General features: G+C 48.9%; 18 protein-coding genes and 2 tRNA genes. 4 read left to right on the top strand and 16 right to left on the bottom strand.

Annotation, left to right across the window (positions count from 1 at the left end; translation table 11 throughout):
* Positions 1 to 137: 137 nt before the first annotated feature.
* Both DXT99_RS08735 and DXT99_RS08740 read right to left on the bottom strand, forming a co-directional pair.
* Positions 138 to 2,591, bottom strand: a complete 2,454-nt coding sequence (locus DXT99_RS08735; RefSeq protein WP_115565162.1) for an outer membrane beta-barrel family protein — start codon at positions 2,589 to 2,591, stop codon at positions 138 to 140.
* A 330-nt stretch (positions 2,592 to 2,921) separates the two neighbouring features.
* A complete protein-coding gene (locus tag DXT99_RS08740; protein WP_115565163.1) occupies positions 2,922 to 3,461 on the bottom strand; it encodes an RNA methyltransferase in 540 nt (179 codons plus the stop codon).
* A 461-nt stretch (positions 3,462 to 3,922) separates the two neighbouring features.
* Between DXT99_RS08740 and mutS the strand changes: the two genes are divergently transcribed.
* The 4 genes from mutS to DXT99_RS08760 all read left to right on the top strand — a co-directional run bounded on the left by mutS (position 3,923) and on the right by DXT99_RS08760 (position 7,999).
* Positions 3,923 to 6,550, top strand: coding sequence for a DNA mismatch repair protein MutS (gene mutS, locus DXT99_RS08745; protein WP_115565164.1), 2,628 nt, complete (start codon positions 3,923 to 3,925; stop codon positions 6,548 to 6,550).
* A 267-nt stretch (positions 6,551 to 6,817) separates the two neighbouring features.
* Positions 6,818 to 6,890 (top strand) — tRNA-Gly (locus tag DXT99_RS08750).
* Between the two features lie 86 nt (positions 6,891 to 6,976).
* Positions 6,977 to 7,060 (top strand) — tRNA-Leu (locus DXT99_RS08755).
* 462 nt (positions 7,061 to 7,522) lie between these two features.
* A complete protein-coding gene (locus tag DXT99_RS08760) occupies positions 7,523 to 7,999 on the top strand; it encodes a hypothetical protein (protein WP_181885071.1) in 477 nt (158 codons plus the stop codon).
* Between the two features lie 1,042 nt (positions 8,000 to 9,041).
* On the opposite strand, the gene DXT99_RS08765 is transcribed toward DXT99_RS08760, so the two are convergent.
* The 14 genes from DXT99_RS08765 to DXT99_RS08830 all read right to left on the bottom strand — a co-directional run bounded on the left by DXT99_RS08765 (position 9,042) and on the right by DXT99_RS08830 (position 22,048).
* Positions 9,042 to 9,266 carry a hypothetical protein gene (locus DXT99_RS08765; protein ID WP_115565166.1) on the bottom strand — a complete coding sequence of 75 codons (225 nt, stop codon included), beginning with the start codon at positions 9,264 to 9,266 and terminating at the stop codon, positions 9,042 to 9,044.
* Between the two features lie 372 nt (positions 9,267 to 9,638).
* A complete protein-coding gene (rodA, locus tag DXT99_RS08770; protein WP_115565167.1) occupies positions 9,639 to 10,970 on the bottom strand; it encodes a rod shape-determining protein RodA in 1,332 nt (443 codons plus the stop codon).
* Between the two features lie 4 nt (positions 10,971 to 10,974).
* Positions 10,975 to 12,801, bottom strand: a complete 1,827-nt coding sequence (gene mrdA / locus DXT99_RS08775; protein WP_115565168.1) for a penicillin-binding protein 2 — start codon at positions 12,799 to 12,801, stop codon at positions 10,975 to 10,977.
* Entirely contained in the window at positions 12,798 to 13,331 is a 534-nt protein-coding gene (locus DXT99_RS08780) for a hypothetical protein (protein WP_115565169.1), read from the bottom strand. Before DXT99_RS08780 ends, mrdA begins: the two co-directional genes overlap by 4 nt.
* Positions 13,321 to 14,187 carry a rod shape-determining protein MreC gene (gene mreC / locus DXT99_RS08785; RefSeq protein ID WP_115565170.1) on the bottom strand — a complete coding sequence of 289 codons (867 nt, stop codon included), beginning with the start codon at positions 14,185 to 14,187 and terminating at the stop codon, positions 13,321 to 13,323. Before mreC ends, DXT99_RS08780 begins: the two co-directional genes overlap by 11 nt.
* Before the next feature lie 10 nt (positions 14,188 to 14,197).
* On the bottom strand, positions 14,198 to 15,223 hold the full coding sequence (locus tag DXT99_RS08790; RefSeq protein WP_115565171.1) for a rod shape-determining protein: 1,026 nt from the start codon (positions 15,221 to 15,223) through the stop codon (positions 14,198 to 14,200).
* A 317-nt stretch (positions 15,224 to 15,540) separates the two neighbouring features.
* The gene (gene purH / locus DXT99_RS08795; RefSeq protein WP_115565172.1) at positions 15,541 to 17,064 is read right to left on the bottom strand and encodes a bifunctional phosphoribosylaminoimidazolecarboxamide formyltransferase/IMP cyclohydrolase; all 1,524 of its coding nucleotides are present in this window, start codon (positions 17,062 to 17,064) and stop codon (positions 15,541 to 15,543) included.
* A 20-nt stretch (positions 17,065 to 17,084) separates the two neighbouring features.
* Positions 17,085 to 17,690, bottom strand: coding sequence for a phosphoribosylglycinamide formyltransferase (gene purN / locus DXT99_RS08800; protein WP_246000590.1), 606 nt, complete (start codon positions 17,688 to 17,690; stop codon positions 17,085 to 17,087).
* Between the two features lie 260 nt (positions 17,691 to 17,950).
* Positions 17,951 to 18,793 (bottom strand): 1,4-dihydroxy-2-naphthoyl-CoA synthase, encoded by an 843-nt coding sequence (locus DXT99_RS08805; RefSeq protein ID WP_115565174.1) that lies wholly within the window; start codon positions 18,791 to 18,793, stop codon positions 17,951 to 17,953.
* Positions 18,794 to 18,896: 103 nt separating this feature from the next.
* Complete coding sequence (locus DXT99_RS08810; RefSeq protein ID WP_115565175.1) at positions 18,897 to 19,478, bottom strand: pseudouridine synthase; 582 nt, start codon at positions 19,476 to 19,478, stop codon at positions 18,897 to 18,899.
* A 45-nt stretch (positions 19,479 to 19,523) separates the two neighbouring features.
* A complete protein-coding gene (locus tag DXT99_RS08815) occupies positions 19,524 to 20,021 on the bottom strand; it encodes a PaaI family thioesterase (RefSeq protein ID WP_246000591.1) in 498 nt (165 codons plus the stop codon).
* A 54-nt stretch (positions 20,022 to 20,075) separates the two neighbouring features.
* Positions 20,076 to 20,525: a Fur family transcriptional regulator gene (locus tag DXT99_RS08820; RefSeq protein ID WP_115565176.1), complete on the bottom strand. Its 450-nt coding sequence runs from the start codon at positions 20,523 to 20,525 to the stop codon at positions 20,076 to 20,078.
* A gap of 378 nt (positions 20,526 to 20,903) precedes the next feature.
* On the bottom strand, positions 20,904 to 21,746 hold the full coding sequence (locus tag DXT99_RS08825; RefSeq protein WP_115565177.1) for a geranylgeranylglycerol-phosphate geranylgeranyltransferase: 843 nt from the start codon (positions 21,744 to 21,746) through the stop codon (positions 20,904 to 20,906).
* A gap of 107 nt (positions 21,747 to 21,853) precedes the next feature.
* Positions 21,854 to 22,048, bottom strand: coding sequence for a cold-shock protein (locus DXT99_RS08830; protein ID WP_115565178.1), 195 nt, complete (start codon positions 22,046 to 22,048; stop codon positions 21,854 to 21,856).
* Positions 22,049 to 22,180: the final 132 nt, after the last annotated feature.

The following is a 22,180-nucleotide window of genomic DNA, read 5'->3' on the forward strand; positions in this document are numbered from 1 at the left end:
AATTTTATAATCACTTGTTTGCCAATTATATATATTGATATGAAGAATCGGATATTTGTACCTGATTTAGCATGTCTTGATTGGTATTGCAACCGATGCAGGCTGGTAGCATAGTGCCTGAAAAAGGAGATTATGATTTAAAAGTCATCATCCATTCCGCCTCCGTTGCCTTCCTGTTCATTGCGCTGGCGTTCTTCATTATTGTCGCTGTTGATGCGGTAGGTGAAACCGATAAAGGCAATACGGGTCTGGCGTTTGTTCTGGCTTTCCAATTCAAACCCGGGGCCAAAGCTGGTAAAGTTAAACTGGCGTGTGTTAAAGATGTCTGAAATACGCAGCGATACAGTTCCTCTATTGTTTAATACCTCTTTCTTCAGGCCCAGGTCAGCACCAAACACCTGATCCATGCGCCCCTGTATGTTCACCATCGGCGACCGGTAGTTAGCAGACAGCTGGACAGCCAGGTCCTCCCATACCGTCATAGTAGAATTGAGTTTTGCATTCCAGCTGAGTTGGTTGGTGCTAAGTTCCGTGTCGCCCTGCGTGTCATTCAGTTCTATTCTGAAACCCGACACACTCGCGTTCATGCGCCACCATTTAAAAGGGTTGTGTGTTCCCACGAGCTCCACGCCATAAGAGGAGTTATCCGACAGGTTGATGAAGGTAGTATAGGTAACGCCTTGATCAAAGGTTCGGAAGCGCTGTACCTGGTCGGTGGTGTGGCGATAGAAAACCGAGGTGTTAAAAGAAGAGTTGTCCCAGTACTTCAGGTAGCCCAGTTCCAGCGAATTAATATATTCCGGAAGCAGCTCCGGGTTACCGGAGCGGATGTTGAGCGGGTCGGTATAGTCAATAAACGGGTTCAGGTTCCAGGCTCTTGGCCTGTTGATGCGGCGGCTGTAGCTGAACTGTACTTTGTTGTCGTTATTAAAGTCCTGTGTCAGGAACACACTCGGGAACAGGCTGAAATACTCGTTGTTGAACACCCTGTTCTGCGTGCGCTGGTCTGAGGTGGTATAGGTTTGCTCGGCGCGCAGCCCCAACTGGAAGCTGAAGTTGTTGAGTTTGCTGCTGAAGTTGCTGTATGCAGCGTGTATCTGCTCATCATACACAAAATGGTTGGAGGCATTGGTGTTGAGCAGCAGCTGCCCTGTTTCCTGGTCCACATCATAGAACATGTTGTTGTTGTTCATCCGCTGAAAACTGCTTCGGAAGCCTGCCTCTATGCGGCTGTTTTCATCGATGGGGTGTACGTAATCCGATTGCGCCAGCAGGCGGCTTCTTACGTTGTCGGCAGTAGTATACTGCAGGGTGGGGGCAGTGTTCGCCACGCTGCCATCCGGGTTGTAATTCTGCTGGGTAAAGTCGCTGTAATCGTCTCCGGAGCGTGTGAAGTAGGTTAAGTCGGCGGTGAGTTCCTGGCCTTCCCTGTCGAAGGTGCGGCGGTAGCCCAAGTTCAGGTTTACGATATGGTCTTTCTCAATCTCTTCGGTGGTGCGGCGGAACTGGTTTTCCAGTGTTTGGTTTATGTCCAGGTTTCGGTAGGTGATCTCGTTAAAGTTGTCTTCGTCGCTGGTGCGGTAAAAAACGGAGGCGGAGAGGGTGTTGTAGTCATTCACCGCATAATCGGCCCCCAGGCGTAAGTTATGGGAAATATCCACACCGCGCCTGTACGACGACTGATCCAAGAAAGAGGTGCTGTCGGTGCCAGGGTAATTGGTTCTGAAGGAGTTGCTCCAGCGCGGGCGGTAACTTCTCCTGAAATCATAGCCTGTGTTAAAGTCCCACTTATTGTAATGGTAGTTCAGGTTGATGGAGCTGTTGTAGTTATCGTAGGTTCCTGCGTTTACAGAGGCCACGCCACTAAAACCGGGTGCTCTGTCTTTTTTCAGGATGATGTTAATAATACCAGCCGTGCCTTCCGGGTCATATTTGGCAGATGGGTTGGTGATGAGTTCTACACTCTCGATCATGCTGGCCGGAATCTGGTCCAAGCCTACATCGGCCAATGCCGTGCGTTTGCCATCTACCAGAATGGTAACATTGGCACTTCCGCGCATGCTCACGTTTCCGTCCGTGTCTATTGTTACTGAGGGCACATTCTGCATCACATCGGCTACTGTTCCGCTTTGGGCTGCAATGTCCTGCTCTACGTTCACCACCTTCTTGTCCAGTTCATACTCTACCAGCTGGCGCTCTGCGGTTATCTCCACCTCGCTCAGCCTGGTGCTGGATTCCTCCATGGGCACATTATTCAACGCTACAGCAGGGTTGTCTGCGTCAACGGTTACATCCTGCACAAATTTAGTAGGGTACCCCACCAGCGATATCCGGAGCACATAGCGGCCATAGGGCACCCGGTCCAGCACAAATTCACCGTTGCTATCTGTTGTGGCGCCGGTCACAAGGCTGGAGTCGCGGGGAGTCAGCAGCACCACATTGGCAAAACCCACAGGGGTTTTCTGCGGTCCTTCCACCACGGTGCCGGTTACGGTGCCTTGTGCTGCTTCAGGCTGGTTCTGGGCCTGCAGCGCCAGAGGAAATAATAGAAGGAGGAATGATAGATAGAAATTAACGTGTTCGGTTTTCATAGTTTATTTGGGTCGTATGTCGTGAGACGGTAATCGTTAGCGGATAAATTTAAGCCAGGGTGCAGCATAAGCGCTGCACGTGGTGCTGAGGCTTGTGTTGTCGTACCGCTTTCTTTACCAGATAGATAAAGAAAGCGCCTCCTGTACTAAGTGTGACAATTCGGAAGGGTGAAAGTTTAAAGAGGAGGCTGCTTTTTTTACGGAGAGAATTCCGCAAAGGTAGTGCACATCATCTTTGCAGGCTGATTGAGCTGCTGTTAGAGCACCTGAAAAAGCAAAAGCACGGACCTGCACCCGTGCTTTCGCATGTACTATCTTATAAGTCTCTGGCTAAGCTTCCTGCCCCAGTGTTTTGCTCAGGAAATCCCACACCACCACGCCTGTGGCTACAGATATGTTAAGCGAGTGCTTGGTGCCAAACTGTGGTATTTCCAGCACCACATCAGAAAGGCTAACTACGTCCTGCTCTACCCCAAACACCTCGTTGCCCAGCACAAAAGCATACTTCTGCCCCGGATCCGGCTGAAAGTCATTCAGCATGGTGCTGTTCTCGGCCTGCTCCACAGCACAAATCTTATAGCCATCGGCCTGTAGCTTTTTCACCAGCTCCAGTGTATCGGGCACGTGCTCCCATTCCACAGATTCAGTGGCACCCAGCGCTGTCTTTTCTATGTCGCGGTGGGGAGGAGTGCCGGTGATGCCGCAGAGGTATACTTTCTGCGCCATAAAGGCATCGGCGGTGCGAAAAACGGAACCTACATTATTCAGGCTGCGCACATTGTCGAGCACCAAGACTAACGGTATTTTTTTCTTATTTTTGAAGTCCTCAACCGATTCGCGGTTGAGTTCGTCCATGGAGAGCTTTCGCATTTTTCAGGATGTAAGACGCAGGGTGTTTTAGATTTACTGTTATTGAAAATGTCTGTGTCAGTACAAAGGTCCGGCAGATAAGGCAGAAATCAAACTGATTGCTGTTTGTTGATTGTTTGGTGAGACAGCCAAATAGTCGCATGGCAGGTGGCTGTTTGCATTACGCTTAGCTCTTTCTAACTTTTAGCTGTTCTGGATTTCTTAATCCAGAACTAAACCTGAAGCGGATTTCCTAATCCGCATTGTGGGGAGCATGAACACGGGGATTAGGAAATTCCCATCAGCCAGCTTTCGGACTAAGAAGTCCGAAAGAACGAAATTGATTAGCTGCAAGAACGCAAAGCGACTCAGGCAGCTACTATACTTAGAAAAGTCCCCTCCTCGGAGGGGTAGGGGTGGGTTCGTTTACATGACCCCATTCCTAATTCATAATTCAGCATTCATAATTAGCTAAGTAAGGTATGAAAGGAGAAGGCAAAGGCACGGTAACCCCGCTCATGAAGCAGTACAATGCTATCAAGGTGAAGCACCCGGGGGCGCTGCTGCTGTTTAGGGTAGGGGACTTTTATGAAACCTTTGGCGAAGACGCCATCAAGGCCAGTAAGATTCTGGACATCGTGCTGACAAAGCGCGGCAACGGCTCAGCCTCCGAGACCGCGCTGGCCGGTTTCCCACACCATTCCCTGGACACGTACCTGCCAAAGCTGGTGCGGGCAGGGGAGCGCGTAGCCATCTGCGACCAGCTGGAAGACCCGAAATCGGTGAAAGGCATTGTGAAGCGGGGTGTGACGGAGCTGGTAACGCCGGGCGTTTCCTTCAACGACCAGGTGCTGGAAAGGCGCAGCAACAACTACCTGGCTGCCATCCATTTCGGAAAAACAGAAACAGGCGCCTCTTTCCTGGATGTATCCACCGGCGAATTTATCACCGCACAGGGCGACAAGAACTATATTGGCAAGCTGTTGCAAAGCCTGGCCCCGGCGGAAGTGCTGTTTTGCAAGCGCGAGAAAGACACCTTTATTGACCGCTATGGCCCCGACTTCCGGTACTATGCACTAGAGCCTTGGGTGTTTAACTATGATACGGCTTATGAGTCGCTGACCCGCCATTTCAAAACCGCTACCCTCAAAGGATTTGGTATTGAAGGGATGGCGGAGGGCATTATCTCAGCGGGAGTCATTCTGCATTATCTTTCAGAGACACAGCACAACGAAATCAGCCACATTGCCACCATCTCGCGCCTGGAAGAGGACAAGTATGTATGGCTGGACCGGTTTACGGTGCGCAACCTGGAGCTGCTGTTTACGCAGCACCAGGAAGGTGTGCCCCTGATACAGGTGCTGGACCAGACCGTAACTCCGATGGGTGCGCGCCTGCTGAAAAAGTGGGTGGTGTTGCCGCTGAAAGATGTGGCCCAGATTCGCCGCCGCCTGGATACGGTGGAGGCCCTGACAAAGCACCGCGAGCTGCTGAATGAGCTCACACAGCACCTGAAGCAAATAAATGACCTCGAGCGCCTGATTTCGAAGGTGGCCGTGCGGCGCGTAAACCCGCGCGAACTGGTGCAGCTGGCGAAGGCACTGGAAGCCATTCTGCCTATTCAGAAAGCTTTAGCCTTGAGTGATATTCCTGCCTTGCAGCGGCTGGCAGCGCAGTTGGTTCCTTGCGACGGGCTGCGGGAAGAGATCCGGAATGTGCTGAAGCCGGAGCCGCCGATGCTTACCAACCAGGGCAACATGATCAACGATGGCGTGAATGCAGAGCTGGATGAGCTGCGGCAAATTGCATTTTCGGGCAAAGACTACCTGGCGCAGTTGCAGCAGCGTGAAATTAAAAACACAGGCATCAGCTCACTCAAGATAGCCTACAATAAGGTATTCGGTTATTATTTAGAAGTAACGCACGCACATAAAGACAAAGTACCCGCCTCCTGGATACGCAAGCAGACACTGGTAAATGCTGAGCGCTATATCACGGAAGAGCTGAAGACGTACGAGGAGAAGATTCTAAACGCAGAAGACCGCATTTACACCATCGAGTTTGGGCTGTTTAATGACCTGGTGCTGCATGCTTTGGATTTTGTGGCGCAGGTACAGCAAAACGCGAAAGTCATCGGCATTATCGACTGCCTCAGCTCCTTTGCCAGCATTGCCCTGAACAGCAATTACGTGAAGCCGGACGTAAGCGACAGCCATGTGCTGGACATAAAGAAAGGCCGTCATCCGGTTATTGAGAAACAACTGCCTTTAGGAGAGGCTTACGTACCCAACGACATCTTCCTGGATAATGAGGAGCAGCAGATCATCATCATCACAGGACCAAACATGGCCGGTAAAAGTGCTTTGCTGCGCCAGACGGCCCTCATCGTGCTGATGGCGCAAATCGGATCTTTTGTGCCGGCAGAAGCAGCTACGCTAGGCATAATCGATAAGATTTTTACCCGTGTGGGCGCCTCGGATAATTTGTCCAAGGGTGAGTCTACGTTTATGGTGGAGATGACGGAGACGGCCAGTATTCTGAACAACCTCTCGGACCGCAGCCTGGTGCTGATGGATGAGATTGGCCGCGGTACCAGCACCTACGATGGTATTTCCATAGCCTGGGCCATTGTGGAGCACCTGCACAACCACCCGAAGTTTAAAGCCAAAACCCTTTTCGCTACGCACTATCACGAGCTGAACCAGCTGGCCGAGGACCTGCCGCGTGTAAAGAACTATAATGTGTCGGTAAAAGAGGCAGGAGGCAAAATCCTGTTTATGCGCAAGCTGGTAGAGGGCGGCAGCGAGCACAGCTTTGGAATACATGTGGCCCAGATGGCGGGTATGCCGAACAATGTCGTGTTGCGTGCCGATGAGATCATGCACCACCTCGAAAAGGAGAAAGTGTCGGAGCATTCTCCACAGCAGAAAATGAAGACGGCTCCTAAAAACAACTTCCAGCTCAGTATGTTCGAGCTCAACGACCCGCAGCTGGCCCGGGCAAGGGAGCTGATGGATGCCTTAGATATTAACACTATCACACCGGTAGAGGCACTCTTGAAGCTAAACGAACTGAAAGGGCTCCTGCAGGACAAAGCAGTGAAACAGTAGCAGGATGTTTCGTCCTGCTGCTGGACTTGAGGATTGGTTAAAAAGGTTAAGCTATGAAAGGAGTATATATGGCTTAAGATGCCTTGCAGGTTCTGTGTATCTTGTTTAAGGTAGGTACAGGAGTTGAAATAAACTGAAATTTTTCTCCCTGAAAATCAGCTGAAAGGGCAAAAAGAGCAGAAAATTTTTGCGGGAGCTATTGACAAGTCAGATTTTGTCTATATCTTTGCATCACTAAATCACTACGGCGGTTTAGAAATAACAAAAGCGGGAGTAGCTCAGTTGGTAGAGCGCGACCTTGCCAAGGTCGAGGCCGCGGGTTCGAATCCCGTCTCCCGCTCAGGCAAAATAAAAAGCAAAGACGTTGTAATCGAACAACGTCTTTGCTTTTTAAAGTCTACACTTCAGGAACCGCTCCTGAAGGTTGCCGGGATGGTGGAATTGGTAGACACGCAAGACTTAAAATCTTGTGGCCGCAAGGCCGTGCGGGTTCGATTCCCGCTCCTGGTACGATGGCTAATTATCTGGTTATCAGATGGTTAGCCATTTTTGTTAGTGTCGCGAGTATTTCCTTTCTATATTTCAATAATCACGCCTCTTTTCCCTCTGTTTTAACCTTTATACCACAAAAAGGCTAGCCATTGAGTACAAAAGCACAGTTTTCATCAAAAAATCGTGTGTTCTTTTTTGGTTAGCGGCTGACTGAAAATCACTATATTAGTAGTGAATGTTTGTTTGTGAGGATATTAGGGTACAATGAAACGCAGTGGAAGAATTTCTTTACAATTGGTAGTAAAAGCAATTAACCCAAAGTGAAGTTAAATCACCTATGCACATAATGCAGATAGCAGGAGTAGATACATCCTGTTAGCTAATAGTTGGCGTCAATAGATAATTATGAATAAGGCCTTACATATAGTTTTGCTTCTTCTTGTGTTTTCCTGTAATCAAACAGAAGAAAGAGCACATGTAATGGAGAAAGAGCATCTAATAAAGTCCTTTGACATTTTTACCTTCTCTATAGAGCCAGGTTTGAGCAGAGAAGCTAGCAGGGATGTAGAAATTAGTAAAGATGGCACCGTTTATCTTCGCTTGAGAGACAATAGAGAAATCAAAGAGAACTATAAAGTGGAGCTGGACTCTCAGAGCTTAAGGAAAGTATTTCTACTTGTTGACTCTATGAATATTGAAGCTTTAGATACTGTCTACCAAGACTATTTTGATGGAGCAACTTATTCATTGCTCTTGAGAAATGAAAATGATGAAATAAGGACGAAGGGAATGGATTTCCCTAGGGAAGTACAAAGAATGCTTTTTGACTTGGTTGAAATCGTGGAAAGGCAAAAAATGATTAAGACTTCAAACAGACACTTCTCAACAACTAAAGATGTCTTGCAGCCACTCCCTCCTGGTTATGTGGAGTCAAAAGCAGTCTTAGATAGCTTATAGTATAGAAGGGGTAAAACTAATAACGCCAACAAGGTATACAAGTCATACTTCGGCTTCGCCTCGTTCGCCTTTTATACGAAACGTTAATATCTAAATTCTTGAAGAATTCTGCGACAGAATCCGCGACACTAGCAACAGCAAAAGCTCGCGACACTTCGCGACACTAACAAAATATTGTCTAATTGGGCGCATTCAGCGTATTTTGGGGTATGCAGCCGATGGTTCGATTCCCGCTCCTGGTACAGCACTTCCTATATAGAGGAAACACAATCAAAAGCAAAACCCGCTCTAAACACCGTTTAAGCGGGTTTTGCTTTTATAGCTCTTTGTTGTTTTCTCTTGTCCAGCTTATATTTTCTTTCTTTGTTCAAAACAGAAATTGCCTTTTTGCGCATTTTGAACGCACGCGTAATTGACTCAAGCACATATTAGTCTGGCTAATATGTGCTTGAGTCAATTACCTTTAGCTAGAAATCAGCTTGACTCTGTTGTTAACAAATACGTGAAATACAGCAGCGAGCCTGCCAGCATGATAGAGAGCATTGTTTTTGGTGTCATAGCTTTAATGAGTTTAAGTTAGATGCAAAATATTATATAGGATATAGCAGGGAGGGCCAAATACACCTTCCGTTTCAATAACATCGTGCACGGGATAATGTTTTCAAGTGCATTGTGCGTCATCAGAAACATAACAGGTGGGGCTGCTTTTTAGTTGAACCTGCTGCAAAAACAATAAAGGATTTGCTGATATGATTGGTACTGTAGACATACCCTTATAAACAATTTGAAATGTGTAGGGTGTGGAGGAGGGACCAAGTCCGGGGTAAGATACCTTAAACTGGTTTAACACAGCAGTAGCTTTTAAGCACTGCCAAATTAGAGGCTGGAAGCGCTAAAGCAAATTTGAGCATGCAGCAGGCTGATATGGAGCAGGGCTGAAGTAGATGCTAAAAAAGGAGAATTGATATTTTAGGAAGAGGACACGCAAGCAATGTTATACCTCACGATGGGCAAGGCACAGCATTGTTAAAAGAGCGATAAGCTACTTTATCAACTCGTCTTTGTGTCGATAGGCATAACTGAAAATGAACACCACTACAGCCAGGCCCCAGGCCGAGCACACAAAGTATATCTGCTTTAAGTAGAGCTGTTCCTCACGTATACCCAAAACAAGTGAACCTATCATCAGGATAGTCATGAAGAGAACGCTGAGTAAGTGCTCCTTGTACTGGAGAAGGGTTTTAGAGAAGAGAAGAAAGTCTTTCATAATCCGTTCTTATTAAATGAAGGGTAATAAACTCAGTAAAATCCGCAAGTACCGCTTTTTCTACTTATGTAAGTATAAGAAAAACACAATAGAAACGCAAGCTATGAGCGGTAAAATACTAAACTTTTTATAAAGTTACTCGTATGGCTTTATTCAAGCTAATGCTGTGCCAATTTCAGAGGGAAAGACGACATATGTTATATGTTACTTGAATATTTTTCTGTTTTTGGCAGAAGTTAAGCTTCATTCACGCTTCAATAGAATAAGGTCTCTTCCTCAGTATGTTTTATAACAGATATCTCTGATAGGAGCTATTATCCAACCTTTATCATAATAAAGTACCTGTTAGATATATGCAGGAGACATAGTGCTCTAACGCGCCAAGTCCTGGCTGCGGTTAGCATCAATGGCGATGAGGATGAACAGCAGAATGGTGAAAGACCATAAAGAGGAGCCTCCATAGCTGAAGAAGGGCAGCGGGATGCCTACCACGGGCGCCAGTCCTATTGTCATGCCCACATTCACCAGGAAGTGAAAGAAGATGATAGAGGCCACGCAGTACCCGTAGGTGCGCCCGAACACGGACTTCTGCCGTTCGGCAATCATGACGATGCGGGTAAGCAGGAACATGAACAGGCCAATCAACACGGTGCTCCCCACCCAGCCCTGTTCTTCTCCAATCGTACAGAAGATAAAGTCGGTGCTTTGCTCCGGTACAAAGTCGAACTTAGTCTGGGTGCCTTCCAGAAAGCCCTTACCCCAGAAACCGCCGGAACCAATAGCAATTTTAGACTGAGTCACATTCCATCCGTAGCCAAGCGGGTCTGCCTCCGGGTTAATCAGGGCCTTTATGCGGTTTTGCTGGTGGGGCTGTAGGACATTGTTCACGAAGAAATCCACACTAAAAATCATGCTTACGACAACAGCCCACAAGGCGATAATAGTCTTGTAGCGTTTCAGCAGGCGGTAGTCCAGCCAGGTAGCCAGTGCTAGCAGCACGGTTACACCCATAATCAGGTATATCTTCGGGATAAGTAGCGTGAGAATGAAAATAGTGGCTGCGGAGCCCCCGATGATCAGTATCAGCGGTGAAATGCCTTCACGGAAATAAGCGAGTATAAAAGCGGCAAACACCAGTGCCGAACCCGTCTCGTTCTGCATGATAATAATAGCAGGAGGAACCAAGGTGATGGCTGCCAGTTTCATCTGGTCTTTGAAGTTTTGCTGGCGCAGGTTAATCGTACTCAGGAACTTGGATGCAGCCAGTGCTGTGGCAAATTTTGCCAACTCAGCAGGCTGCAGGCGTATGCCACCTCCTAAATCGAGCCAGGACCTGGAGCCTGCAATAGGCTTGGCTACCACCAGCGTAACCAGCAGGAGCAGAATTATACCGCCGTAGATGGGGTAAGCGAGGTGTTCATATACTTTATAATCTACCACCAGCAGCACGATAATGAGCAGTAAAGAAGCCCCAATCCACACCAGCTGCTTCCCGGAGTTGATATCAAAGCTCATAATGTTCACCACATTATCGGGGCTGTAGACAGCTGCATAGATGTTCATCCAGCCCAGACCTACTAGCAGGAAGTATATCAGGACAGTCAGCCAGTCCAAGTTCTGGAGCATACGATTCCCGGAGGTACGTCTGCCAGGGGCAGGCGACATCACCCTGCTACTTCCGAGTACTTTCTGATCTACACCCATTGCTTTACTTCACATTTAAGTACTCCCTGCTCAGCACCCATTTTTCCATGCTTTTCCTGGTAACAGAGTCTGTTAAATACTGTTCTATCATCAGGCCGGCAATAGGAGCTGCTGATTGTGCACCAAAGCCTGCGTTCTCTACATAAACCGCGATGGCTATTTTCGGATTGTCTTTAGGGGCAAACGCCACAAATACTGCGTGGTCTTTGCCCTGTGGGTTCTCCGCTGTACCTGTTTTGCCACAAACGGCAATGCCCAGCTTCGACAGGTTTGCGTTTCTTCCTGTGCCAGATTCCACCACCGCCGCCATGCCATCCACAACAGGCGTGAAATGCTTCGCGTCTACTGCAGTATAATTCTTTTTCTGGTACTCTGGTAGCGGTTTGCCTTTTTCTCCGACAGAGCGGATAATATGCGGGTTAATGTAATAGCCTCTGTTGGCAATGGTCGCCATGAAGTTGGCCATCTGCAGCGGCGTAACCCCCAATTCTCCTTGTCCGATGCTCAGCGAGTAGATGGTGGAGAATTTCCAGCGATTCTCACCATACACCCCGTCATACATATCCGTAGACGCTATGATGCCTTTTTTCTCGTTTGGCAAATCAATGCCAAGTTCGGTTCCGAAACCAAAGGTCAGGATTTGCTCCCGCCAGTCAGCCAAGCCAATGGCGGTGTCTTTATAGGTGTTTTTTGATTTTCCCTGGTTGATAAGCGCTCTGAAAACCTGGTAAAAATACGGGTTGCAGGATGTTTGAATGGCAATACTCAGGTTGCTGGGAGCCGCATGCGCGTGGGAGCACTTCACTAAACTCTGGTTACAGGGGTAGCCTGTATTGGGTGTGATGACTCCTTCCTGTAAAGCCACCAGTGCCTGCGCCAGCTTAAAGATAGAGCCAGGAGGGTTGCTGCTTGCCATTATCGGGCGATTGAACATGGTCTTGTTCGAATCGGTTAGCAAAGTCATGTAGTTCTTGCCGTAGTCCTTTCCTGTAAACAGGTTGGGGTCATAGAAAGGGGCTGACACATATGCCAGTATTTCCCCCGTACTCGGCTCAATGGCTACAATACTGCCTTTTGCACCGTTCATCAGGAACTCGCCGTAAGCTTGTAGGTCCAGGTCAATGGTGCTGATGAGGTTCTCTCCGGCTACAGAGAGGGTGTCGTAGGCGCCGTCCTTGAATGAGCCTTTCTCCACACCCCGCACGTTCACCATCTTATACTTCACGCCACGCTTGCCCATCAGGTACTGCTCGTACTCCAACTCAATGCCACTCTTGCCAATGTAGTCGCCGGGGCGGTAGCCTCTGTAGGTGGAATCATCCAGCTGTTTCGGGCTGATTTCAGCAATATAGCCCAGGGCGTGTGCCAGGCTTTGGTGTGGATAACCACGCGCTGTCCGGGCATTGATGTAAAAGCCAGGGAAGTCGATGAGGTTATCCTGTATGCGGGCAAATTCTTCTGTGCTTAGCTTCTGGTAAAAAGCAGAGGGCTGCACATAGGAGAAGGAGCGGGCCTTTTTCAGGCGCTCCCGTACATCCTCCAGGGGGAGATTTACCAATTCCACGAGGCGCAGCGTGTCCAGCGCTTTTACCTCTTTCGGTATCACCATCAGGTCATACACCGGCGTGTTCTGCACCAGCAGTTCGCCGTTGCGGTCATATATCAGGCCCCGGAAAGGATACTGGATAACAGATTTGATGGCGTTGGTTTCGGCAGCCTGCTTATAGCTGCTGTCCACCACCTGTATATAAAATAACCGGAGGGCAAAAAGGGCGCCTACCAACAGGAAGATGCCTTGAATAATATACTTGCGGGTCTCTAAGTAGTTCATCTATAATCTATCCGCTCTCGTTTAGGCGAAAAAAACAGGAGTTGGAGGATTATCATCACAATTGTAGTGAAAAGAGTGCTGGCCAGTATCTTGCCTAATGTGTACAAAGCCGTCTGAAAGTTAATTGTTTCCAGAAAGAACACTGCGGCATGATGGAACAATGTTAATGTGAAACAATAAGCCAGAAACCAGCGCCAACCCATTACGTGGATGTTAACTGAATCACTCGCATCATAACCATCGCGCGGCGTCAGAAGGTTCAATACATGCGGCCTTAAAAATGCCAGTAGCACGCTGGCTGCTGCGTGTATCCCCATGGTATCATAAAACATATCCACCGTAAAGCCTGTCAGGAAACCGAGGAAGAGCAGCCATACCCTGTTCATGTCGATGGGCAGGAACAGCAGAAAAGCAATATAGATGAAGCAGAAGCCGGTACTGAAGAGCACCAGGTTATCCATCAGCAGAATCTGTAATGCCACAAACAGTATAAACTGCAGGATATGTCTTATGCCAAAGCTACTGTTCATCGATGATAATGCCTGCCTCCAGTTCTAAGTTTTCGCGTTCTTCTTTTCTTGTATTCTCCACCACGTACACATATGAGAGCTGCGCAAAATCAACCGCCAACTGTACCTCTATCGTGTAAAAGCTCTTGTCCTGCTCTTTCTCCACAGAAGTGATGGTGCCAACCAGGACGCCCTCCGGAAAAACAGTGTTGAAGCCACTTGTCACCACTGTGTCGCCTTCAGCAGGATTCACATGCAGCGGAATGTAGTCAAGCATTGCGGTGCGGTAGTCGCCGCCTGTCCACTTAATGGTGCCAAAGGTGTCGCTGCTCTTTATTTTGGCGGAGATCAGCATCTGCGAGTGCAGCACAGAAGTAACCGTTGCATAGTCTCTTGATACTGTCTTGACGCGGCCTACCACCCCATCCGGAGATATAACGCCCATGCCTGGCCGTACGCCATCCGCAGCGCCAACAGAAAGCGTGAGATAATTGTTCATGCGGCGCACAGAATTGTTGATGACCCTGCCGGCGTGCAGGATGTAAGGTGCGGTTCGGCTTGTGTCAGTGGCGGCGTAGAAAGTGGAGTCCAGCAGGTTAGTGCTGTCAGAAACCTGTTGCGTGCGATAGCGCATCAACTCCTTCCGCAGTTCCGCATTCTCGTGCGCCAGCGAGTTGTTGACGGATGTTAACCGGAAATAGTCAGTTACTCCGCTCTGGTACTCCAGCACCTGCCCCACGTAATTGTTTGCGGAGTTGAAGAAGGCGGCACCCTGGTACGTATTATAACGCACAATCAGGTACACGCACAGTATCTCCAGCAACACAAAGATGAGGAAAGCACGGAACCGGTAAATAAAAGCAAAAAGATTCCGCATGGGAGCCCTGTTAGGTTAGCAGGACGTTCTTAAATCCTTCTATGTTCTTAATAGCAGCGCCTGTGCCACGTACCACAGCCCTTAGCGGGTCCTCGGCAATGTGAATAGGCAGCTTTGTTTTGGCAGCAAGACGCTTGTCCAGGCCACGCAGCAAGGCACCGCCACCTGTCAGGTGAATGCCGTTGTCGTAGATATCGGCTGACAGCTCTGGCGGCGCAATCTCCAGCGCCTTCAGCACAGCCTCCTCTATTTTAGAAACAGACTTGTCCAGGGCGATGGCAATTTCCTGGTACGTTACCTTGATTACCTTCGGGATACCCGTCATCAGGTCACGGCCACGGATTTCGTAGTCGGCAGGCGGATTCTCTATCTCTGTAAGAGCGGCACCTACCTCAATTTTGATTTTCTCAGCAGAACGCTCGCCAATCAGCAGGTTGTGCTGGCGGCGCATATAATCCAGGATATCCTTTGTAAACACGTCCCCGGCAATGCGGATAGACTGGTCACACACAATACCGGAAAGGGCCACTACGGCAATCTCAGTAGTACCACCCCCGATATCCACAATCATAGAACCAATCGGTTGCTCCACATCAATACCGATACCAATAGCAGCGGCCATCGGTTCCTGTATCATCCATACTTCTTTGGCGCCGGCATGCTGTGCAGAGTCACGAACAGCGCGTTTCTCTACTTCCGTAATACCGGACGGAATACAGATAACCATGCGGTGCGACGGCTGGAACAGACGGCGGCCCGTGTCAATCATCTTGATCATGCCGCGTATCATTTCCTCGGCCGCGTGAAAGTCAGCAATCACACCGTCTTTCAGGGGGCGGATGGTTTTAATGTTCTCGTGGGTCTTCTCGTGCATCTGCATCGCCTGGCGTCCGATGGCCAGTACTTTGCCGGTGGTGCGGTCTACGGCGATGATGGAAGGCTCGTCTACTACAATTTTATCGTTATGGATGATCAGCGTATTGGCAGTACCAAGGTCAATTGCTATATCACTGGTCAAAAAGTTGAATAGTCCCATTATTAAGAGTCAGGCCTGCTTGCCTAATTATATTTTGAATATAGAATATTTCTAATCAGAAACATGCCGCAAAATTAGTGAATTTCGCCGGAATTAATAATGCAGCAGCCAAAGCCGGAAGAAATATAAAAGTATTTTTATAAGATACGCCTTGTACTTTGCTACAGGAGAACTTCTATAACGACGGCAACTGCAAATAATTGAACGCTCTTTTGTTGTATAGCGTGTGCAGGGGAGGTAAGCCAGTTGGCAAAGCATAAAAAAATCCCTGCCCTTTAAGCAAAGGCAGGGATTTTTACCAGGGGTAAGTACTAATCTTAATGTTTGAAATGGCGCACGCCTGTCATAACCATCGCCATATCATGTGCATCGCAGTAGTCAATGGAATCCTGGTCTTTTATAGAACCACCTGGCTGCACAACCGCTTTGATGCCAGCCTGGTTTGCCACTTCCACGCTATCTGCGAATGGGAAGAAAGCGTCGGAGGCCATCACCGCTTTGCTTACGTCGAAGTTGAAGCTGCGGGCTTTCTCAATTGCCTGGCGCATGGCATCGATGCGGGAGGTCTGGCCAACTCCGCTGGCGTACATCATTTTGTCTGTTGCCAGCACAATGGTATTCGATTTGGTGTGCTTGCAAACTTTGGCGGCAAACACAAATGCCTTCTTCTCTTCCGCTGTCGGCTCACGTTTGGTAACGGTTTTGAAGTCAGCCTCTGTTTCGGTTGCTAAGTCTTTGTCCTGCTCAATTACGCCATTCAATAAAGTTTTGAACAGTTTTATTGGCAGCTCTACCGGCTTCTGCTTTAGCAGGATGCGGTTTTTCTTGGAACGAAGCAGTTCCAGTGCGTCGGCATCGTATTCCGGGGCAATCAGCACTTCAAAGAACAGCTTGTTCAGTTCTTCCGCAGTTCCCAGGTCTATGGTTCTGTTGGCAATGATGACGCCACCAAAGGCAGACACCGGATCAGAAGAAAGCGCAAGCAGGTATGCTTCTTTTATGGTATCGGCAGTAGCGCAGCCGCAGGCGTTCGTGTGCTTCAGGATGGCCACAGTAGGCTCCTCAAATTCAGCGCCCAGTGCCACGGCAGCATCCACATCCACCAGGTTGTTATAGGAAAGTTGTTTGCCGTTCAGCTGCTCGAAAAGGTCTTCCAATTTACCATAGAAAGTGCCTTTCTGGTGCGGGTTTTCGCCATAACGAAGTGGTGTGCTTTCACGCTGACTTTGCTTGAATACCTGCTCTTCGCCATTGGCGTTCAGGTAGTTGAAGATGTGTGTGTCGTAGTGCGAGGAAACATCGAAGGCCTTGCCAGCGAAGCGCTTGCGGTCTTCCAGGTCTGTGGCACCGTCTTTGGCTTGCAGCAGTTCTACCACGTCACCATACTGGTCTCTGGACGATACAATCAGCACATCTTTGAAGTTTTTAGCTGCTGCGCGAATCAGGGAAATGCCACCGATGTCAATCTTCTCAATCACGTCTGCCTCCGAAGCACCAGAAGCCACAGTTTCTTCAAATGGGTACAGGTCTACCACCACCAGGTCAATCGGCGGTATCTCGAATTTTTCTCTTTCAGAAAGATCGCTTTCGTTGTCGCGGCGGTGTAGGATGCCACCGAACACTTTCGGGTGAAGCGTCTTTACACGGCCCCCGAAGATAGAAGGGTAAGCGGTCAGGTCTTCTACGGCTACTACTTTAGCGCCTTGCTCCTCTAAGAACGTTTGTGTGCCGCCAGTGGAGTAAATGGTCACGTTGTGCTGCTTCAGAAGCTCTACAAGTGGCTCCAGGCGGTCTTTATAGTAAACAGAGATGAGTGCGGATTTGATTTTAACGGATTGCATGGGAATGATTGTTTGTAAGGTTAGTCTTCTTTATCAGGTTGATCTTGTTCTTTTATCAGCTGTTCTACCACCAGGGGCAGGTACTGGTGCTCCAACTGCAGTACGCGGGCAGCCAGGTCCTCGGGTGTATCGGTGGGCAGCACCGGGCAGCGCTCCTGCCGTATAAAGGCGCCTTTGTCGTACTCTTCGTTAATGTAGTGGATGGTGATGCCGGACTCCTTTTCACCGGCCTCCACAACAGCGGTGTGCACGTGCATGCCATGCATGCCTTTGCCGCCATATTGCGGTAGCAGGGCCGGATGTATGTTGATGATGCGGTTCGGGAATGCCTGGAGCAGGTTCTTTGGAACGAGCCACAGGAAGCCAGCCAGTACAATCAGGTCCGGGTTAAACTGCTGTATTTGCTGCAGTACCTTGTCGGTGTGGAGGAACTCCTCGCGTGAAAACAAAAGAGCCGGGACATGATATGTCTCGGCTCTTTTTAGGGCATACGCTTTCGGGTTGTTGGAGAACAGGGCGGCCACACGAATCTCTGGGTGGTGCTCGAAGTACTCCAGCAGGCGCTGGGCATTGCTCCCCGAACCCGAAGCAAAAATGACTATATTCTTTTTATCTGGTCGTTTCAAAAGTACAGCTTGTAATGAAGCCGCAAATATAGCGGGTTTGCCTGTAGAAGCCAGCACGTACAGCTAATATTATGTAGGGGAGTAGCGCAAGAAGGTTTTTCCTGGATGTAAGAACCCACCCCTACCCCTCCGAGGAGGGGAATATTTTGCTCTTGCAGAAATTCCCCTCTAGGGAAGCGCAGGGGTGGGTAAAAAGTGCTTTAAACAAAGAACTCTTTGCTATCACGCCTCTTCATCGAAACCTCTATAAGATGGTTGCTCTACGGAATCCACTTAATATCCTTGAAATTCGGCTTCCGCTTCTCTAAGAACGCATTGCGGCCTTCTTTGGCTTCCTCGGTCATATATGTCAGGCGGGTAGCTTCACCGGCGAATATCTGCTGGCCTACCATGCCGTCGTCGGTGGCGTTGAAGGCGAACTTGAGCATTTTGATGGAGGTAGGGGATTTCTCCAGTATTTCCTGCGCCCAGTCGTATGCAGTATCTTCCAGTTCTTCATGCGGAATCACGGCGTTCACCATGCCCATGTCGTAGGCATCCTGTGCGGAGTAGTTTCTGCCCAGGAAGAAGATTTCGCGGGCGCGCTTCTGGCCAACCATCTTCGCCAGGTAAGCAGAACCGTAGCCGCCATCAAAGCTGGTTACGTCGGCATCTGTTTGCTTGAAAATGGCATGCTCTTTACTTGCTAGCGTCAGGTCGCATACCACATGCAAACTGTGGCCGCCGCCCACAGCCCAGCCAGGTACTACGGCAATCACCACCTTGGGCATAAAGCGAATCAGGCGCTGCACTTCCAGAATGTTCAGGCGTGGCATTCCTTCTTCATCTACATAACCCTGGTGGCCGCGGGCATTCTGGTCGCCCCCACTACAGAAGGAGTAAACCCCATCTTTGGTGGAAGGGCCTTCGGCCGAAAGCAACACAACGCCAATAGAGGTGTCTTCGCGGGCATCCAGGAATGCCTCAAAAAGCTCTGCCACGGTTTTGGGACGAAAGGCATTGCGCACGTTTGGCCGGTTAAAGGCAATGCGGGCAACGCCGTCTGACTTCTGATAGGTGATATCCTGATATTCTTTTACGGTTTTCCAATTTGCTTTACTCATATTTCTTCTTTTGAGGTAAAATCACGTGAGGTAAAATTACGGCTTTTGCCCTTCACCGCATAAGGCAGCAAAGGCTCTTTTCCTTTAGAAATCGCTTTAATACTTAGCTTGTGAGCGGAAAGGTGTCTACTTCCTTTACTGCTCCTGTCGGTAAACCGTTGAGCAGAATGGCGCCAATACGCACCCTGACCAGGCGCAGGGTCGGAAAGCCAACGGCTGCAGTCATCTTTCTTACCTGCCTGTACTTGCCCTCTGTCAGTGTGATGGATACCCAACTGGTTGGGCCGTGCCTGTCGTCTCTTACTCTCCGGCTTCGCTCCGGAAAGCCTGGGTCCTGTTTCAGTATACTTGCCACACAAGGTTTGGTGACATAGTGCACTCCCTCTATACTGACTTCCACACCTTGCTGTAGCTTTGCAATGGCTTCGTCGATTATTACCCCGTCAACCTGCGCATAATACTCCTTCTCTATTTTGCTGCTGCGGACATACTCGCTCACTTTTCCGTCGGTGGTGAGCAGGAGCAGCCCTTCGCTGTCTTCATCTAAACGGCCAATCGCCATGGTGCCATCCGGGAAATCATATAACTCCGTCAGCACTCTTTTCTTTTTCTGCTTTTTAGGGTCGCTCACAAACTGGCTGAGGTAGCCATAGGGTTTATGTATGATGAAGTGCCGGTGTGTCATGAAGGGCGCGGTGCAGGGTATAAACTCGAAGGACTTTGGAGCTTTTTACTTTCGCTTTGCCTTCAGTGACCAGGTATAGCGGAATTCGGCTACCTGGTCTCCGTTTTCGTCTGTGCCTGTGCTGGTGGCTATCACTGTTACACCCTCTCCGGTGGCTTTGGTTTGCTCAATGGCTGCGTATATCTGTTCCCCATCCTGGCAGGTAAAGAAAATTTTACCCACGGATTTCTTTGTGAAATCAGCCTCCATGTGCACCACCAACATCGAAACAGCCGGGGTAGACTTATGTACATGCATCATGCACAGCACTCCTGTGGAAAGTTCGGCAGCCATGCTGAGGCAGGCGAAGTAAATAGAGTTAAAAGGGTTCTTGTTTAGGTATTTGTACGGTATGCTAACGGTGGCTGCCTCGTGGGTGAGGGAGGTAACGCGCAGGTCAGCCATATAGGCCATGGGTAGCCGGGCCAGCATAAACAAACGAAATTTAACCGGCGAAGAAACCAGTTCTCTGAAAGCGGCAGCATTGTCTGTCTGGCGGGCCATGGCAAAGTATCTTTTTCGTTAACGTATAATCAAATTACGTGTACAGGCGCTGAGTTAGCTACTGACCTCCTCACAGGTGCTGCAGATTCCCTGAGCCGAAAAGTGCAGGCTGTCCACCCGGTAACCTGAAGGTAAAGATAAGGACGGAATATTGACTTCGTTCAGGCAGAACGTCTGGCCGCAGGCAGTGCAGTTAAAATGCATATGGTTATCATGGTGCTGCTGCTGGTTACAGGCCTCCTGGCAGAGGGCGTATTTCACAGCCCCGCTTACATCATTTATACTATGCACCAGCCCTTTCTCCTCAAAAGAGTGAAGGGTTCGGTAGAGGGTAACGCGGTCATACTTATCCCCCAGTTGTTTCTCTATGTCTGAGTGCGCCAATGCGCTCTTGTTATGCAGCAGCAGGGCCAGTACCTCTAGCCGGCAACCGGTTTTGCGGAGCGCGTACTGCTGCAGCAATTCCTTTGTCTTCTCTGTTGTTTCGGTGTGGGGCTTTACCATAGACTTGCAAATATACGTTATAACACGGAATCTGTAGAGTTTGGATTCAAAACGGTGACTGCTAAGAACCTCTGCTACTGCAGTACGTATATATAGCCATAGTGATATTCTTTTTGCAGCATTCTTATGGTTGCACTGTTCGCATACACCATACGGCAGTAGCAGGAGTGGAGATGCCTTTGGGTAGAAACCGGAGAAATTGAAAAGTTAAAGCAGCAATAGAAACAGCCAGAGATGGCTGCCGCAGATGTCTTTGTTATCGTTCAGGCTTAGCCTTGATGTAGCGAATAGAACCACCTGATGATGAGATGCCGCCCTTACCCTAATCTTATACCCTATTAGTCATGCTAAGCCTGAAGCCTTCGGTTTCAGGCTTTTTTATACCCACAGCATCGATAGGATGCCCATCAGCATGATAAGTTTGTTGAGGTTGCTCAGGTAGCTGAAGTCAGCTTTACGATCTGCCCGGACGAGCTTTACCACCATCCAGATGCTGGGAGCCAGCACCAGCAGCAGCATATAAATGTCAAAAATGAGCGGCGTGGAGGGGTGCAGGATAGCAGCTATCAAAACAGCCTGAAAGATGGCGATCAGAGGGTATAATACATACTTCGCTCCCCGCATGCCCGCCACGATGGGCAGGGTGCGGCAATCGAAAGTAGCGTCTCCTTTCATATCCTCTATGTCTTTGATTATCTCCCGGATGAGCGAAATCAGGAAGGCGAACAACGCGTAACCCAGCGTGGTTTTGTTCAGCATGTCGTTGTACACGGCGACCACTAAAAGCATAGAGGCTGATAGCAGCGCAATGGCAATGTTGCCGATGAGGAGCAGCTTCTTTAGCCTGGCAGAATACCCCCACAGCAGCAATACCGCCCCGAGATTTATCAACCCGACCCGCACCATTAATAGCGTTCCGACAGCTACACCCACAAAAGACAGTATCAGGTGTGCAAACATAGCCCGTCGCCTTCGGATAATGCGGCCTACCAGCAGCCGCTCCGGCTTATTAATGGCATCTATTTTTACATCATAGTAATCGTTGATGATATAACCGGCCGCTGCAATGCATACGGTAGAGAAGGTGAGGGCGAGGAAGCCCGGCTCCAGCACTTTGGCCCAGTTTACCCCCGCTGCCAAAAGACAGGCCTGCACCAACGCCTGGCTCAGCACAACCAGCACCAGGTTCCGGGCGCGTATCAGGGTTAAAAAAGGCTTCATGTATGGGTGAGGAATAGCTGGGGTAAAGGTACGGCGGCAAGTGCAAAAGGCAATAAAAAAGCCCCTTGTGCAAGGGGCTTTTCCTGTTACGGCTGAAGTAAACAGTGTTAGATTCTTTTCACGTTTACAGCGTTAATTCCTTTTTTACCTTCCTGAGTGTCGAACTCTACAAGGTCATGCTGCTGAATGTCAACGCCATTCAGGCCGCTTGCATGCACGAAGAAATCTTCATTTGTCTCGTCTTCAGTTATAAACCCATAACCTTTTGACTCAATAAAAAACTTTACTTTACCTGTCTTCATAAAAATTAATAATTATTTGGGTAATTAAACTGCACGTAAACTAAAAAATAATTTCAATATATACAATAGACTATTAAAAGAAATCTGCTATTTAATTGAAAAAAAAGTATATATACGTACTTCTTACTACCC

Origin of the sequence: Pontibacter diazotrophicus (assembly GCF_003367245.1) — a bacterium.
GTDB lineage: Bacteria > Bacteroidota > Bacteroidia > Cytophagales > Hymenobacteraceae > Pontibacter > Pontibacter diazotrophicus.

Coding starts and splice junctions, on each gene's coding strand:
- DXT99_RS08810 (WP_115565175.1), bottom strand. CDS start 19,478: ATGACACACCGGCACTTCATCATACATAAACCCTATGGCTACCTCAGC.
- DXT99_RS08830 (WP_115565178.1), bottom strand. CDS start 22,048: ATGAAGACAGGTAAAGTAAAGTTTTTTATTGAGTCAAAAGGTTATGGG.
- DXT99_RS08740 (WP_115565163.1), bottom strand. CDS start 3,461: ATGCGAAAGCTCTCCATGGACGAACTCAACCGCGAATCGGTTGAGGAC.
- mreC (WP_115565170.1), bottom strand. CDS start 14,187: ATGCGGAATCTTTTTGCTTTTATTTACCGGTTCCGTGCTTTCCTCATC.
- DXT99_RS08765 (WP_115565166.1), bottom strand. CDS start 9,266: ATGAAAGACTTTCTTCTCTTCTCTAAAACCCTTCTCCAGTACAAGGAG.
- DXT99_RS08825 (WP_115565177.1), bottom strand. CDS start 21,746: ATGAAGCCTTTTTTAACCCTGATACGCGCCCGGAACCTGGTGCTGGTT.
- DXT99_RS08780 (WP_115565169.1), bottom strand. CDS start 13,331: ATGAACAGTAGCTTTGGCATAAGACATATCCTGCAGTTTATACTGTTT.
- mutS (WP_115565164.1), top strand. CDS start 3,923: ATGAAAGGAGAAGGCAAAGGCACGGTAACCCCGCTCATGAAGCAGTAC.
- DXT99_RS08735 (WP_115565162.1), bottom strand. CDS start 2,591: ATGAAAACCGAACACGTTAATTTCTATCTATCATTCCTCCTTCTATTA.
- DXT99_RS08805 (WP_115565174.1), bottom strand. CDS start 18,793: ATGAGTAAAGCAAATTGGAAAACCGTAAAAGAATATCAGGATATCACC.
- DXT99_RS08815 (WP_246000591.1), bottom strand. CDS start 20,021: ATGGCCCGCCAGACAGACAATGCTGCCGCTTTCAGAGAACTGGTTTCT.
- DXT99_RS08790 (WP_115565171.1), bottom strand. CDS start 15,223: ATGGGACTATTCAACTTTTTGACCAGTGATATAGCAATTGACCTTGGT.
- rodA (WP_115565167.1), bottom strand. CDS start 10,970: ATGGGTGTAGATCAGAAAGTACTCGGAAGTAGCAGGGTGATGTCGCCT.
- mrdA (WP_115565168.1), bottom strand. CDS start 12,801: ATGAACTACTTAGAGACCCGCAAGTATATTATTCAAGGCATCTTCCTG.
- DXT99_RS08760 (WP_181885071.1), top strand. CDS start 7,523: ATGGAGAAAGAGCATCTAATAAAGTCCTTTGACATTTTTACCTTCTCT.
- DXT99_RS08820 (WP_115565176.1), bottom strand. CDS start 20,525: ATGGTAAAGCCCCACACCGAAACAACAGAGAAGACAAAGGAATTGCTG.
- purH (WP_115565172.1), bottom strand. CDS start 17,064: ATGCAATCCGTTAAAATCAAATCCGCACTCATCTCTGTTTACTATAAA.